We start from the raw sequence: 14,526 nt of genomic DNA, 5'->3' as shown, positions 1-14,526 counted from the left end.
AAGTGGAAGTTTATTTCTTTTCGATAAGGAAATAAATAAGGAAATGAAATGAAAGAAGTTGGTGATGATGTATGCCATGTAAAACAGTAGATGAATTGAAAGCAGTTCTAGAGGAAGCAAAGGTATATACGAAAGATGGAAAAGTCGCTGACTACATACCAGCATTGAGCCGAGCAAATGGTGATGATTTGTCGATTGCGGTCTATTATCCGAACGGTACATGTTATTCAGCAGGGTGTATTAAGGAAAAAATCACCTTGCAAAGTATCTCAAAGGTGCTTACTTTAGCACTTGCATTAATGGAGTCCGGAGAAGACACTGTTTTCCAAAAGGTAGGCTATGAACCGACAGGAGACCCCTTTAATTCCATTGTTAAATTGGAAATGAGCAATCCGTCGAAGCCGCTTAACCCTATGATAAATGCAGGTGCATTAGCGGTCACAAGCATGATTAAAGGAAATTCTGTCGAGGAGCGTTTAACACGTATTGTAGATTTTGTGAAAAAACTGGCAGGCAATGATGACATCAGCTATTCAGAAGAGGTTGCCCGCTCTGAGTTTGAAACATCTCATCTAAACAGAGCTTTATGCCACTTTATGAAACAGCACGGCATCATCAATGAAGATGTGGAAGAACTGCTGGACCTTTACACGAAGCAATGTGCCATTGAGGTTAATTGCCTGGATCTTGCAAGAATAGGGATTATTTTTGCAATGGATGGTGTAGAGCCAGTAACGAATAACCGGATAATGCCAGCGCATGTGGCCCGAATCTGCAAAACCTTTATGGTAACATGCGGAATGTATAATGCATCTGGGGAGTTTGCAGTTCGTGTCGGCATTCCGGCAAAAAGTGGTGTTTCCGGCGGAATTCTAGGCGCTGTTCCTAATCGTTTTGGTATCGGCATTTCCGGTCCTGCCCTTGATGACAAAGGAAATAGTGTGGCAGGAGTCAAGCTGCTTGAAATCTTAGCGAAGAAATATTCTTTAAGTATGTTTTGATTGAGTTGTCGCCATCTGAGTAAATGATATGATCCATTCTATTTCTGCTTTTGGTTATTTTCAAATAGATAGGGGTAACATAAAACTATTTGAGAGACTAGTTTAAAGCAGAAATAGGGGGAATACAAACATGAGCTTAACACCTGAGCAGCGTATAGAATTGCATGGCTTTAATAACCTGACAAAATCGCTGAGCTTTAATATGTATGATATTTGTTATACAAGAACAAAGGAAGAACGAGAAAGCTATCTGCAATACATTGATGAGCAATATAATGCCGATAGGTTAACAAGTATTTTAAAAAATGTCTCCGATATTATTGGGGCACATGTTCTAAATGTCGCAAAGCAGGATTATGAACCGCAAGGAGCAAGTGTCACCTTATTAGTTTCAGAAGGCCCTGTGGCGGAAGCTCCTAAAGAGGTATTTGAAGAATCACCAGGGCCGCTGCCTGGTTCTGTTGTAATGCATCTTGATAAAAGCCATATAACTGTTCATACTTATCCTGAATACCATCCTGATGAAGGAATCAGCACATTCCGCGCTGATATAGATGTCTCCACCTGTGGAGAAATCTCTCCATTGAAGGCACTCAACTATTTACTTCATTCTTTTGATACAGATATCATGATTATTGATTACCGCGTCAGAGGCTTCACCCGTGATATTCATGGACATAAGCTGTTTATAGATCATGACATTAACTCAATTCAGAATTATATTCCCGATGAAGCGAAAAAAACCTTTGATATGATTGATGTAAATATTTACCAAGAAAATATTTTTCATACAAAATGTAAGCTGAAGCAGTTTGATTTAAACAATTACTTGTTTGGATATACAGCTGATGAATTAAGTGAAAAAGAGCAGGCAGACATAACAGAAAAGCTGACAGTAGAAATGAACGAGATTTTCTATGGAAAAAATATCAACAACTAATACAGGGACAGGCGTTTAGCCTGTTCTTTTTTTGTATAAATATGCTTGAAATATAATTTTTAATCATTTTATAATGTTAATAGCCAAAAATTTTGGTAAGATAGTATCATAATAGGGAGAAGGGAAAGGTTTACTTGAAACAAACAATCATCGATGCAATTGATCAGCATAAAAAAACATTTGAAGAAATCAGCATATATATCGGCGAAAACCCTGAGCTTGGCCATGAGGAATTCAAGGCAAGTGCAGTCTTAATAAAAACATTATTAGAACATGATTTCAAAGTAGAAAGAGATTTTTGCGGACTGCCAACTGCGTTCCGTGCCGTTTTTGACAGCGGGAAGGAAGGTCCAGTCATTGGCTTTATGTCAGAATATGATGCATTGCCAGAAGTTGGCCATGCATGCGGCCATAATTTAATCGGCACGATGGGAATTGCGGCAGGTATTGGTCTGAGCAAAGTCCTGGCTGAGACTGGCGGTAAAGTTATCGTTTATGGAACGCCTGCAGAGGAAACAAAGGGCGGCAAGGTTACCATGGCAGAACAAGATATCTTTTCTGAACTGGATGTAGCCATGATGGTCCATCCTCTTGATAATAATATGAAAAGCGGATCTTCCTTAGCGATGGATGCGATCCAATTTGAGTTCTTCGGGAAAGCAGCCCACGCTGCTGCAAGCCCTCATATGGGAATTAACGCATTAGATGCAGTACTGCAAACATTTAACAGCATCAATGCCCTTCGCCAGCATGTTACTTCAGATGCACGCATTCATGGCATCATTCCAGAAGGCGGCAAGGCAGCCAATGTTGTCCCTGATTATGCAGTTGCCCAATTCTATGTACGTGCAGCCAGACGAGACTATGTGAACGAGCTTGTTGAGAAGGTGAAAAAATGCGCAGAAGGTGCTGCATTGCAGACTGGTGCAACATTAACAGTGTCTAACTATGAATTCTCTTATGATGATATGATTACAAACGATACGCTTTCTGAAGCATTTAATAAGGAATTAGTTTCACTTGGCATACCTGCACAGGAAATCTATGAGCAAAGAGACGGATCTGGTTCCCTTGATATGGGTAATGTCAGCCAAGCTGTGCCTTCAATTCACCCATATATTAAAATTTGCAATGAAGCATATGCATGCCACACACATGAATTTAGAGAGGCTGCAATGACAGATCAGGCGAGAGAAGCAATGATTGTTGGGGCTAAATCGATGGCGTTAACTGGCTATGAAGTATTAACAAACAAAGAGCTGCTTCAACAAATTAAAGATGAATTTAACCGCAATAAATAACAGAAACCTCCTGGTGCGCTTGCCAGGAGGTTTTTTTTAAGAAACGCTTTTCCATAGTTTTCGTTTTTTGCTTGTGTTTAAGGCTATAAAAATAATACACACTGTTGAAGCAATCAATGACCCATGAAATATCCAAACCATCTGCTTTAGTGAGGTTGCTTCAAGGATGAGTGGAGCGATAACGAAACCTAATGCAAATCCAAGAGATTTGAGGAGCATGCCAACACCAAAGATTCTTCCTCTAATATGATTGTCTGTTTTTTGAAGCAATACAGCATGCAGGGTAGTGAAGGTTGCATCAAAAATTCCTGTGACAAATGCAAATATTAAGATAATCCAGCTGTTTGTGTTAGAAAAGAATGTAATAAAACCTGCTGACATCAACATAGCAGACACGAAACAGGCATAATAAATGCTTCTTTCCGTCTGGAACTTAATTTTCGGCATAATCATTGTTGCAAAAACAGAACCAATTCCCCAAGCACCCCATATCAACCCATAATAAAGACTTTGTTTTTCTCCATTAATCACCTCAGCAAGCAAGGGAATTCCTAAATTATGAGAAGCACCTGCAAAGGAGCCGATTAAGAAAACAAGATTAACTAAAAGCAGCATTGGTGCTAATAAAATGAACGCATTGACTTCTCTCAGGTCATTGCCAAGACTTGTTAATACGCTTTTCATACTGCTAGCAGCAAGAGGAGTTTTCGTTTGTGCGGACGTTTGCCACTTCATCCGCATTAAGATAAAGGCAGACAATATATACGTTGCCCCATCAATAATTAGTGTGGCTTGATAACCGATAAGCTCCGTGATTATACCTGCGCCAATAAATCCAAACACAAGACTTACAGAAGTAAGCCGTGCGATTAAGGCGTTTGTATTAATCACTTTATCCTCCCCGAAAATTTGCGGGATTTCCGCACTGTAGCTGACAGCAAACAGGCTGGTCGTTAAGCCGATCAGAAAGCATACAGTCACAATCATAACTGGATTTGGGTAAATCAACAGCAAAAGAATAATAGCTGCCCGCAAAACATCTGCTGTTATCATGATTTTCCGCCTGTCAAAACGATCAGCAAGTACCCCTGAAAATAGGCTCGAAAGCACGCCGCCGAGTGTGCGGAACGCCATTGTCGCTGCTAGCCAACCAGTAGATCCTGTAGCAACATACATTAAGACATTTATAGCGATTAAATCCATAAAGGTCCCTAAGTCGGAGAATGCCTTCACATATAAAAAAACTTTCTTATTCATCGCTGCTCCTTTAATATCAGTTATTTTAGACTATTCAGTTTTATTGTATAAGCAATACACTTATTTCGCAATGCGAAATTCAATCGCGAAAAAAATTTTCTTAATAACCTGCTAAGTGCTTTAAAAAAACAAAAATTGGGGTACTTATTACTCATAATCTTAAACTTTAAAGGAGTGTTATTATGGAAAATAAAACGATTATGCAGTTTTTTGAATGGCATTTAGAAGCAGATGGGAACCATTGGAAAAGATTAAAGGAAAGAGCTGGTGAACTTAAGGAAGCAGGAATTGATGCTGTCTGGATTCCTCCAGTAACAAAAGGAATCACTGGTGATGATAACGGATATGGAATTTATGATTTGTATGACCTTGGTGAATTCGACCAAAAAGGAAGTGTCCGGACAAAATACGGAACTAAAGACGAATTAGTGGAGGCTATCCAGGCATGTCATAATGTTGGAATCGCTGTTTATGTTGATATAGTAATGAACCATAAGGCAGGCGCTGATGAAGCGGAAACCTTTAAAGTGGTTGAAGTGAATCCAGAGAACAGAGAAGAAGATATTTCTGAACCATATGATATCGAAGGCTGGACAAAGTTCACCTTCCCAGGAAGAAATGGTAAATACTCTGATTTCCAGTGGAATTACAACCACTTTAATGGAACAGATTATGATGCGAAAGAAGAGAAGGAAGGCGTCTTCCGCATTCTTGGTGAGAATAAATATTGGAATAAGAATGTCGATAAGGAACTAGGAAACTATGATTTCTTAATGTTTTCTAATATAGATTTTAATAATGAGACTGTCAGAGAAGAGATGTTTAAGTGGGGGAAATGGATCAGTGAAACATTATCGTGCAACGGCTTCCGTCTTGATGCGATAAAACATATAAATCATGAATTTATTAAAGATTTCGCCCTTGAGTTAAAGAAAGAACGAGGCGACGAATTTTATTTTGTCGGTGAGTTTTGGAAAGGTGATATTGAAGAGTGTCAGCAGTTTTTAGAAGAAATGGATTTCTCTATTGATTTATTTGATGTTCCGCTTCACTATAAATTACATACTGCTTCCATCCAAGGCAGTGAGTTTGATCTATCCACCATTTTTGAGGATACGCTTGTAAACCTCCATCCAACACATAGTGTTACATTTGTCGATAATCACGACACACAACCGAATGAATCGCTAGAATCTTGGGTAGAGGATTGGTTTAAACAGATTGCATACAGCTTAATTTTGCTTCGTAAAGATGGGTATCCATGTGTGTTCTACGGCGATTATTACGGTATCAACGGTCCAGTGCCTGTTGATGGCAAAAAAATAGCAATTGATCCACTGTTATATGCTAGAAAAAGAAAAGCATACGGAAAACAAGACGATTATTTTGATGATAAAAATGTCATCGGTTGGGTTCGCCATGGCGATGAGAACATCGAAAAATCCGGCTGTGCTGTAGTTATATCCAATAATGTAGAAGGCAGCAAAAGAATGTTTGTCGGTCAAGAGCGTGCTGGAGAAACTTGGATAGACTTAACAAATACAAGAGAAGAGCAAATTGTCATTGAAGAGGATGGTTTTGCCGATTTCCCTGTTAATGGGCAAAGCGTGTCTGTTTGGGGATTGGCGGATTAAGTTTAAATTGATAAGTCGATGGATAATCGGATTCAACTGTTGATTTATAAGATTACTAAAAATTTTCTAGCTGTTGTGTAGGAAGGAGGCGAACTTGTTTAGTTCGTCTTCTTCTATTTTCAGTGATATTCAAATAGTACCTGCGGTTGTTTTTATTGTTTTGTGTCTACTTGTGGCCGGAGTAGTTTCCTAAGTAATGAAAAGATAATAACCTCTTCATTTTGCTTAACACGAACATTTTTTTATGTATGTGACAAGTTTTGCTCAGTTTTATTGCCCGCTTAAATGTAAGCGCTCTATAAAAAAGTATACAGTTGAATCTTTTGCAAACTATTGGAGTCCTATTAGTAAAAAGGGGGTTAGTACTACGGTTTGTGGGTGAAAGGTGCTTCAAATACAAAATGATATAGATTCAAGCCTACTTATTCACAATACTTAAAGATATTGAGGTGGCTTTAATTATGAAAAGTTTTCCTGTGCTGAGTTTTAATTTTATGTTGTACCATTTTACTAACCTCTTGCTCAAGTGATGATGGTACTATAGATAATTTTAATAAAATGGATGAAGCGGAATACTCAGTATCTTTTTCAAATTTATTTACGACTAAAGGGTATTTGGCAACATTTAATAAAATTGCTAGAATTTACTCAATACAGGAGTCAAGTAAGTTTTTAAGTAAACTTGAAAGTTCAGAAGGCTTTATTGGTGATATCCAAATTGAACAAAATAAAATATATTATCTTTATCAATATCAAGTAGGTAAAAAAAATCAAGGAGAAATTCATAGCTATGCATTAGAAGATGGTAAAAAATAGGGAAGACAGTTCTAGAAATGGATAAAGATTGGGAGGATATGACGTTTGTTCTAGTTGATGGAGATGGAATGCTACTAGTAAGAAAGGAATGGCTTCATACGCCATTCCTTTTTATCGTTTAAAAAAGACTGTCAATTCCTTGATAAGCAAAGTAGGCACCGAATAATAATAAGGTGATGCCAGAAATGATAGAAATCATTCTTAATGTTGTGAGATTTAGGAATCTCCTAAAACTTGAGGTTAGTGCAGCGACAATAACGTCCCAAATTATCAGCCCTAAAAATATCATACTGCTGTACACTAGCAGCATACCTGTACCGTTTTCACTTGCTGTTTTCGCTAAAATAGACCCATAAATTCCAAGCCAAAACAATATAGATAACGGGCTAGTCGCAGACATAATTAAGCCAGTAATAAAGCATTTGAACAAGGAATCTCTTCCTCTTAACGAATCAAGGGTAATGGAATTGGAGCCTTTAATACTTTCTATGCCTGTATAAATGAGGATAAATCCGCCGAAGAGCCAAAGAAATACTTGAATGAATGGTATTTCCAGAAAATTGACCATGCCAATATAGACCATTAACATAAAAAGCCCATCAGCAACCATTGATCCAAAACCAACAATATAGGCATGCCAAAACCCATTTTTAATACCTTTATCAAGACGAGCAGAATTAACTGGTCCTATTGGGGCAGCTAATGTTAACCCTAAAAGAATATAGCTGAATAAAATACTTAGGCTCAATCCTTTTCCTCCCATCACAACTGCTTGTACATCCATTATTATGTTTTAGTGGAGACAAATATGTTTCATGCGAGCATTTATCTGAATCTGCTTTTTTACAGAAAAGTTTAATCAGCATATGCTTTTGTCTGGCAGTCTGCTATTCTATAAATAATAAAATAGAAAGCGGTGACAAAATGATACGTTTTGGAATTGTTGGGTCTAATTGGATAACGGAGAGATTCATTAAAGCAGGTAGACAGCATGCAGATTTTACAGTAACGGCTGTTTACTCACGGACAGAAAAAAAAGCAAAAGAGTTTGCTTGGAAGCATCAAATAGAAAATGCATTCAATAGTTTAGAGGAGATGGCGCAATCTAGTGAGATTGACGCAGTATATATTGCAACACCGAACAGCCTTCATTGTGAGCAAGCAGTGCTGTTTATGAACAACAGCAAGCATGTGCTTTGCGAAAAACCATTTGCTGCAAATAAGCTGGAAGCAGAAATAATGATTACAGCTGCAAAGGATAATGGGGTTACGCTAATGGAAGCAATGAAATCAACGCTCATGCCAAATTTTCTTGCGGTGAAGGAAAATCTACATAAAATCGGTAAGATTCAATCGTATTTCTCAACGAATTGCAGATTATCGCCTTTTTATGAGCAATATAAACAGGGAGAGCTGCCGAATCTTTTCAACCCTAAGCTTGCTGGCGGATCTCTAATGGATTTAGGTGTATACACAATAGCCCCAATCGTAGATTTATTTGGTGTTCCAAAAGCGGTGGATGCAAGCGGTAACGTGCTAGATTCGGGTGTGGACGGAAATGGGCAAATTACCCTTCACTACAGTAATTTTAAAGCGAATGTTATGTTTTCTTGTATTTCAGAATCTACGTTGCCGACAGAAATTCAAGGCGAGGACGGAACAATCCTTGTTCATCATATTTCTAGTCCTAAAAAAACAGAAATCCTTTTTTCAAGTGGGGTAGCAGAGGATATAAGCGAACAGGAGCAATTTGATCCAATGTACTATGAAATCGAGGAGTTTATTGATCTAATCAAGTCTGAGTGTCTCGAATCACCACGCAATACATGGACGAACACGATGGCTGTGATGGAAATTCTAGATGAAGCAAGAAGACAAATGGGTGTCGATACGGTAACGACTGACTAGAAAGGAGCTTCTTAAAAAGTGTATGAATTGAAGACAAAAGAAACAGATAACAGTGTTATTGAATTTATTGAAACTGTGGAAAATCCGAAGAAAAAAGAGGATGCCTATAAATTGCTGGATATCTTTACTGAAACAACTGGTTTTCCAGCCAAGATGTGGGGACCAAGCATCATTGGCTTTGGGTCGTATCATTATAAATACGCTTCAGGTCACGAAGGGGATGCACCGTTAGTAGGATTCTCACCTCGCAAGGCCAAAACGAGCCTTTATTTTGCGCCTGGAGAATCAAAGCGGGCTGAAATGTTAGAGCGGTTTGGCAAACATACAACTGGCAAGGCATGTGTCTACATAAACAAAATTGCAGACATTGATATAGCTGTTTTACAAGAGCTGATTATTGCTTCTGTTGATTTTTTGAAAGAAACGTATCCAGAGAAGTAACAGCAGGATAGAAACCTAATCCTTATTAGGGGATATATTTTACTAAAAAAATTTGTTAAACTATAATAATAACGTTTAAATGGAATAAAATGCGTTAGAAGAAACAAAGAGGAGTAAGTATATGATTGTTAAAAATGAACAAGACATCAATGGTCTAAAGGAAATTGGAAAAATAGTAAGCTTAATTAGGGAAGAATTATATAGAAAAACTGTTCCTGGCATTACAACAAAGGAACTGGATGAGCTTGCAGGAAAGCTATTTGCTGAACATGGTGCTGTATCTGCACCACAGGATATGTATGATTTTCCAGGATATACATGCATTTCTGTAAATGATGAAGTAGCTCACGGCATTCCAGGCAGCCGCATTATTCAAGAAGGCGACTTAGTAAATATTGACGTTTCTGCCAGCAAAAACGGCTATTTTGCTGATACAGGCAAATCTTTTGTTGTCGGCAATGGTGATCCAAACTTAGTAAAGCTGTGTGAAGTTGCGAAGGAAGCTTTTGAAGAAGGACTAAAATGCTTTAAACCAGGCGGCAAAAAGAACAGAATCGGAAAATTTGTTTATAATACCGCTAAAAAACATGGATTTACAGTAATCAAAAACCTTACTGGCCATGGAATCGGTACATCTCTGCATGAGGAGCCTGAGCATATTCTCAACTATTTTGATGCATGGGATAATGACCTTTTGAAAGAAGGAATGGTTATTGCATTTGAACCATTTATTTCGACAAGTGCTGAAGAAGTATATGAAAAATCCGATGGCTGGACTTTCTCAACGAAAAACAAAAGCTTCGTAGCACAGTATGAGCATACAGTAATCATTACAAAAGATAAGCCAATTATTACAACACTATAATTAGTACAGCCAGCAGATTTTCCATTTCTGCTGGCTGTATTTTTTTGTGTGTAAACAACTTTTTTCAACTGTTTTTTTCAGAATATTTTAGTACTTTAGCAGAGTAAACTTTATGGTTGACATCACTAGTAACCTTCCCGTATTGTATATATATACCGCCCGACGTATTTTGATTTATGGGGGAAATGGCTGTCGTATTAATACAGCCATTAGTGCTGCTTTACGGATATTACTATTGAATCGGCTGGTTTTTAAATTAGTCTACACCAAACTATAACAGGTGTTTTTTTTATGCGTTTATCGTCAAACATCAGCTGTATTCACAGCTTATACAAGCTATAAGTAATCTCCCAACTTCAACTAGACAATTAACTTTTAAAGGAGAGAACACTTACATCATGAGCAATGGTAATAAGCTCGGACTAGCCATATTGACATCACTTGTTGTCGGCAATATGGTCGGTTCTGGAATTTTTATGCTTCCTCGCACATTAGCAGAGGTAGCAAGCCCAGCTGGGGTTATACTTGCATGGGTTTTAACTGGTTTAGGAGTATTAGTCACAGCCCTTGTCTTTGGGAATTTAGCAATCAGGAAGCCAGAGCTGACTGGCGGGCCGCAAATATATGCAAAGCAGCTGTTTAAAGAAGGATCAAATCTATCCTTGCTTTCCGGTTTTATGTCGTCATGGGGATACTGGATTGGTAATCTTGCAGGAAATGTTGCAATCATCACGACATTTGCTGGTTATTTATCCACGTTTTTCCCTATTTTAACGAGTGAAGCTGTTCTCTTTACAGCAGGATCCTTTACGTTAAAAGTCGGCAATGCATTTACATTCGCAGTTTGTACGCTTTTATTATGGGGAACACATTTTATTATTTTGCGTGGGCTTGAAAATGCAGGGAAACTGAATTTCCTTGCGACTGCAGCGAAAGTGGTCGGTTTCTTGCTGTTCATTATTATTGCACTGTTTGCTTTTGAATCAAGCAATATATTGCCATTTGCAGAAGCAAAAACAGATGCTGCCGGCAATTCAGTAGGTCTACTTGGGCAAGTTAATAATGCAGCTGTAACTACACTGTGGGCATTTCTCGGTGTTGAATCTGCGGTCGTGTTTGCAGGCAGAGCGAAAAGGAAAATAGATGTGAAGCGTGCTACGATTTTAGGATTGTTGCTTGCACTTGCGATTTACATTGGGATAAGCACATTGGTTATGGGACTGTTAAATCAGGAAGCACTTATTTCCTCGCAGAAACCATTGATTGATGCTATCGAGGTCGTGCTTGGACCAATTGGCGGAAAAGTTCTAGCAGCTATTGGATTGATCAGCTTGTTCGGTTCAACAATCGGTTGGGTCATGCTAAGTGCAGAGATACCATACCAAGCTGCAAAGCAAGGTATCTTCCTGACACCTTTTAAGAAAGAAAACAAACAGGGCATTCCTGTGTTTTCCTTAGTGCTGACAAATATCCTTGGACAGCTATTTATATTTTCAACCGTGTCTAACAGCATTTCACAAGCATTTGATTTTGTCATTTACATTGCGACACTAGCATATCTTGTTCCATATTTAATTGCCTCGTTGTTCCAAGTGAAACTTACTTTCACTGGAGAAACATATGGTCAAAGAAAAGGACGAGTTACAGACATGATCATCGGTTTGCTTGCCTCTGTTTACTCTATTTGGGTAATAATTGCCGGGACAGCAGATATTAAGACATTTATGTTCGGAATCATTCTCCTTGCTAGCGGAATCTTGTTTTATGCAAAAGTACCCCGCAATCAGAGTTTGTCTGATAAATAAAAAGAGCGAAGCAGCTATTAAGCTGCTTCGCCTTTTTTTTATAAAGAAGAAGAAGGATTATCCTTTTCCTCCCACTCGACATTATGTTCCTCTGCAAGTTTATCAATTTCATTTTGATATTCACGAAGTAAAGACCGAGCTTCCTCCAGCATGCCATTCGCTTCTTCTATTAATAATGGGTCTTGGGTTTCAAGGGCCCTTACAATTTTCACGAACGCATTATACTGAAGATCTGCTCCTTCTATATATTTCTCATGAACAGCTCGTAACTCCTCTGTATCAATCGGAACGGAATTCAATTCTTTAATGAATTCATTATAAGTGGGGATGACAGTAATCACTAACGCATCATACATTGTCACGTCATCCGTATAGTTAATGCCAGATACTTGGTCATATGCACTAACAGCTGTTGCTTCAAGCTCAAATGCTGTTGTCATTTCACTGTTCACATAATTCATTAGATCATCTTGAATTGGATCATTAAAGCATGCAGATAAAACGAAGATAATGGGTAAAATGGTGCAAAAAATAACTTTTTTCACTTAATAACCTCCTTTACCTCAATTTATGAAAGAGTGGAAGTCCACTATGTATAGCAGAAAAGCCCATTTATTCTAATTCAGGAAAATAATTACCAGAACTATCTTGTAAAGCAAAATAGTGTATGATATCCTCTAAATATAAGCTATATTGCAATGCAAAATAGCGATTAAGGTTACGTGAAGGGAAAGAAACAAATGTCTTCAAGTCAAATGCTTAAAGGAGTGCTGGAAGGGTGCTTATTGGCAATCATTTCAAAAGGAGAAGTATACGGATATGAAATGATTGAAAAGCTCGAAGCGTATGGCTTTACTATGATAAGCGAAGGCAGTATTTATCCAGTACTGTTGCGTATGAAAAAAGAAAAGCTCGTCCATGTAGAAACAAAAGCATCCCCATCAGGTCCTAAACGAAAGTATTATACATTGACAGAGGAAGGACACCACCAATTACAGCAATTTGAAGAAAGGTGGCTGCTGCTTTCCAACAGTGTCAACGAACTATTAAAAAAAACATAAAGGAGGACATAAAAAAGTGGAACTGTCGGCAAAAAGTCAGGAATTCATTGATAACCTTCATTTATACCTTATGACAAGCGGTAAAAAGGATGAGGAAATAAAAGAAATAGTAGAGGAACTGACAGATCATTTATTAGAAGCAGAAAAGGATGGCAAAGACATATCTGAAATCACAGGTGCTTCCCCGAAAAGCTATATGGAAAGCCTTGCACAGGAGATGAAAACAGATTATGGGGAGTGGCTTAAGTATATTCCGTTGCTTTTTTTAAGCATCATCTCCTACCAGGTTATTGGTGATGCCTTATTAGGTGAGTTAAGTTATACGTTAACAGACATTATCGGTCAGCCAATTGTCGTTGCTTTTATGCTTCTGTTATATGTTTTAACCTTTAAAACCTTCGCATCCCGTACGAAAGCATTGTCAAAAAGAATGGCCATTGGTATATTCGTACTCAATGTACTGTCTACCGCAGCGTTTTTCTTCATATTGTATTTCGGTAATAAAGGCACACCTGTCCTTATCATCGACAGTTTACTTGGGAAGCTGGGAATAGCTGCAATTGCGTTCGTTTTTCTGGCATCGTTTGCATGGTGGTCTAAATCATGGGCACCATTCATCCCATTAGTCGTCTATGTTCCAACATTTGCTGTCAATTTTTTACCCCTTTCCATGGAGGAAAAAGCATTATATTCATCCATTATATTCGTTTTGCTTGCTGTAACGTATTTTCTGATTGTCTTTCTAAAAAGCAGAAAAGAAAAAGCAAAGACAGCATAAATTTAAACTGTAAAATAAGAATGGATAGGTAAGACGAACTAGCAGTGAAGCGACTTGACACTGCTTTCGCCATTAAAGCGGATAGTAATAATATTCCTTTCTTATCCCGAGAAAAAATTAAACTGTAAACACCTTTAAAAAAGGTGTTTTTTTTAAAAACAATAATTGAATATTTATTAATAATATTGTATAAATATTATATAAAGAAACGTACTAAGGAGAATAACGATGGAATTCCATATATCCAATGAACTTCCGACATTTGAACAGTTTGCACAGCTCCATGAAGACAGCGGACTGCTTCAAAATAAAAAAGGAAATTATACACGAGAACAATTATTTGAAGCAGCGAAAGGCAGCTGGTTTTATACAGCGATTTATCATAATAATACATTAACAGCTTTCGGCAGAATGATTTCAGACGGAGTATATCAGGCACTTATATGTGATGTGATGGTAAGTCCTGATATGCAAGGACAAGGTTTGGGCAAAAAAGTCATAGAAGAGCTTTTACAAAAATGTAAGGACAGCGGGATTCAAACTGTTCAGCTTTTTTCGGCAAAAGGCAAGCATTCTTTTTATAAAAAATTAGGCTTTCAAGAACGAGATACAGATGCGCCTGGAATGACGATGTTAATTTAAAATCATATGAAAATATTGTAAAGTTAAACTAAATTATGCATATCAATCCTTAAATTGGTAACGATAGGGTTATACAT

Annotated in this window: 15 protein-coding genes; 12 read left to right on the top strand and 3 right to left on the bottom strand. The window is 37.8% G+C overall.

Annotation, left to right across the window (positions count from 1 at the left end):
- Positions 1-71: 71 nt before the first annotated feature.
- The 3 genes from glsA (at position 72) to LXM54_RS04425 (ending at position 3,242) form a co-directional block, all read left to right on the top strand.
- The gene (gene glsA, locus LXM54_RS04435) at positions 72-1,001 is read left to right on the top strand and encodes a glutaminase A (protein ID WP_233313875.1); all 930 of its coding nucleotides are present in this window, start codon (positions 72-74) and stop codon (positions 999-1,001) included.
- Between the two features lie 130 nt (positions 1,002-1,131).
- Positions 1,132-1,941 (top strand): adenosylmethionine decarboxylase, encoded by an 810-nt coding sequence (gene speD, locus LXM54_RS04430; RefSeq protein WP_233313874.1) that lies wholly within the window; start codon positions 1,132-1,134, stop codon positions 1,939-1,941.
- 134 nt (positions 1,942-2,075) lie between these two features.
- Positions 2,076-3,242 (top strand): M20 family metallopeptidase, encoded by a 1,167-nt coding sequence (locus LXM54_RS04425; RefSeq protein ID WP_233313873.1) that lies wholly within the window; start codon positions 2,076-2,078, stop codon positions 3,240-3,242.
- Positions 3,243-3,278: 36 nt separating this feature from the next.
- On the opposite strand, the gene LXM54_RS04420 is transcribed toward LXM54_RS04425, so the two are convergent.
- A complete protein-coding gene (locus LXM54_RS04420) occupies positions 3,279-4,499 on the bottom strand; it encodes an MFS transporter (RefSeq protein WP_233313872.1) in 1,221 nt (406 codons plus the stop codon).
- A 179-nt stretch (positions 4,500-4,678) separates the two neighbouring features.
- On the opposite strand from LXM54_RS04420, the gene LXM54_RS04415 reads away from it, so the two are divergent.
- On the top strand, positions 4,679-6,133 hold the full coding sequence (locus LXM54_RS04415) for an alpha-amylase (protein WP_233314754.1): 1,455 nt from the start codon (positions 4,679-4,681) through the stop codon (positions 6,131-6,133).
- A gap of 558 nt (positions 6,134-6,691) precedes the next feature.
- Positions 6,692-6,949, top strand: a complete 258-nt coding sequence (locus LXM54_RS04410; protein ID WP_233313871.1) for a hypothetical protein — start codon at positions 6,692-6,694, stop codon at positions 6,947-6,949.
- Between the two features lie 118 nt (positions 6,950-7,067).
- Here the strand turns inward: LXM54_RS04410 and LXM54_RS04405 are convergent, their stop codons facing one another.
- Positions 7,068-7,697 carry a LysE family transporter gene (locus tag LXM54_RS04405; protein WP_233313870.1) on the bottom strand — a complete coding sequence of 210 codons (630 nt, stop codon included), beginning with the start codon at positions 7,695-7,697 and terminating at the stop codon, positions 7,068-7,070.
- 176 nt (positions 7,698-7,873) lie between these two features.
- Between LXM54_RS04405 and LXM54_RS04400 the strand changes: the two genes are divergently transcribed.
- The 4 genes from LXM54_RS04400 (at position 7,874) to LXM54_RS04385 (ending at position 11,968) form a co-directional block, all read left to right on the top strand.
- A complete protein-coding gene (locus tag LXM54_RS04400) occupies positions 7,874-8,857 on the top strand; it encodes a Gfo/Idh/MocA family protein (RefSeq protein WP_233313869.1) in 984 nt (327 codons plus the stop codon).
- An 18-nt stretch (positions 8,858-8,875) separates the two neighbouring features.
- Positions 8,876-9,298 carry a DUF1801 domain-containing protein gene (locus LXM54_RS04395; RefSeq protein ID WP_233313868.1) on the top strand — a complete coding sequence of 141 codons (423 nt, stop codon included), beginning with the start codon at positions 8,876-8,878 and terminating at the stop codon, positions 9,296-9,298.
- Positions 9,299-9,419: 121 nt separating this feature from the next.
- Positions 9,420-10,163: a type I methionyl aminopeptidase gene (map, locus tag LXM54_RS04390; protein WP_233313867.1), complete on the top strand. Its 744-nt coding sequence runs from the start codon at positions 9,420-9,422 to the stop codon at positions 10,161-10,163.
- 398 nt (positions 10,164-10,561) lie between these two features.
- Complete coding sequence (locus LXM54_RS04385) at positions 10,562-11,968, top strand: amino acid permease (protein WP_233313866.1); 1,407 nt, start codon at positions 10,562-10,564, stop codon at positions 11,966-11,968.
- A 38-nt stretch (positions 11,969-12,006) separates the two neighbouring features.
- Here LXM54_RS04385 and LXM54_RS04380 read toward each other — a convergent pair whose 3' ends face one another.
- On the bottom strand, positions 12,007-12,513 hold the full coding sequence (locus LXM54_RS04380) for a hypothetical protein (RefSeq protein ID WP_233313865.1): 507 nt from the start codon (positions 12,511-12,513) through the stop codon (positions 12,007-12,009).
- Between the two features lie 195 nt (positions 12,514-12,708).
- Between LXM54_RS04380 and LXM54_RS04375 the strand changes: the two genes are divergently transcribed.
- From LXM54_RS04375 to LXM54_RS04365, 3 genes are all read left to right on the top strand, one after another.
- The gene (locus LXM54_RS04375) at positions 12,709-13,029 is read left to right on the top strand and encodes a PadR family transcriptional regulator (RefSeq protein WP_233313864.1); all 321 of its coding nucleotides are present in this window, start codon (positions 12,709-12,711) and stop codon (positions 13,027-13,029) included.
- A 16-nt stretch (positions 13,030-13,045) separates the two neighbouring features.
- Positions 13,046-13,807: a DUF1129 family protein gene (locus tag LXM54_RS04370; protein ID WP_233313863.1), complete on the top strand. Its 762-nt coding sequence runs from the start codon at positions 13,046-13,048 to the stop codon at positions 13,805-13,807.
- A gap of 228 nt (positions 13,808-14,035) precedes the next feature.
- Positions 14,036-14,449 carry a GNAT family N-acetyltransferase gene (locus tag LXM54_RS04365; protein ID WP_233313862.1) on the top strand — a complete coding sequence of 138 codons (414 nt, stop codon included), beginning with the start codon at positions 14,036-14,038 and terminating at the stop codon, positions 14,447-14,449.
- The last annotated feature ends 77 nt before the right edge of the window (positions 14,450-14,526 follow it).

This window comes from Bacillus sp. Au-Bac7, assembly GCF_021341655.1.
Lineage (GTDB): Bacteria > Bacillota > Bacilli > Bacillales > Cytobacillaceae > Niallia.
Note: the sequence above shows the minus strand (reverse complement) of the source record. Positions and strands in the feature narration are given on the sequence as shown.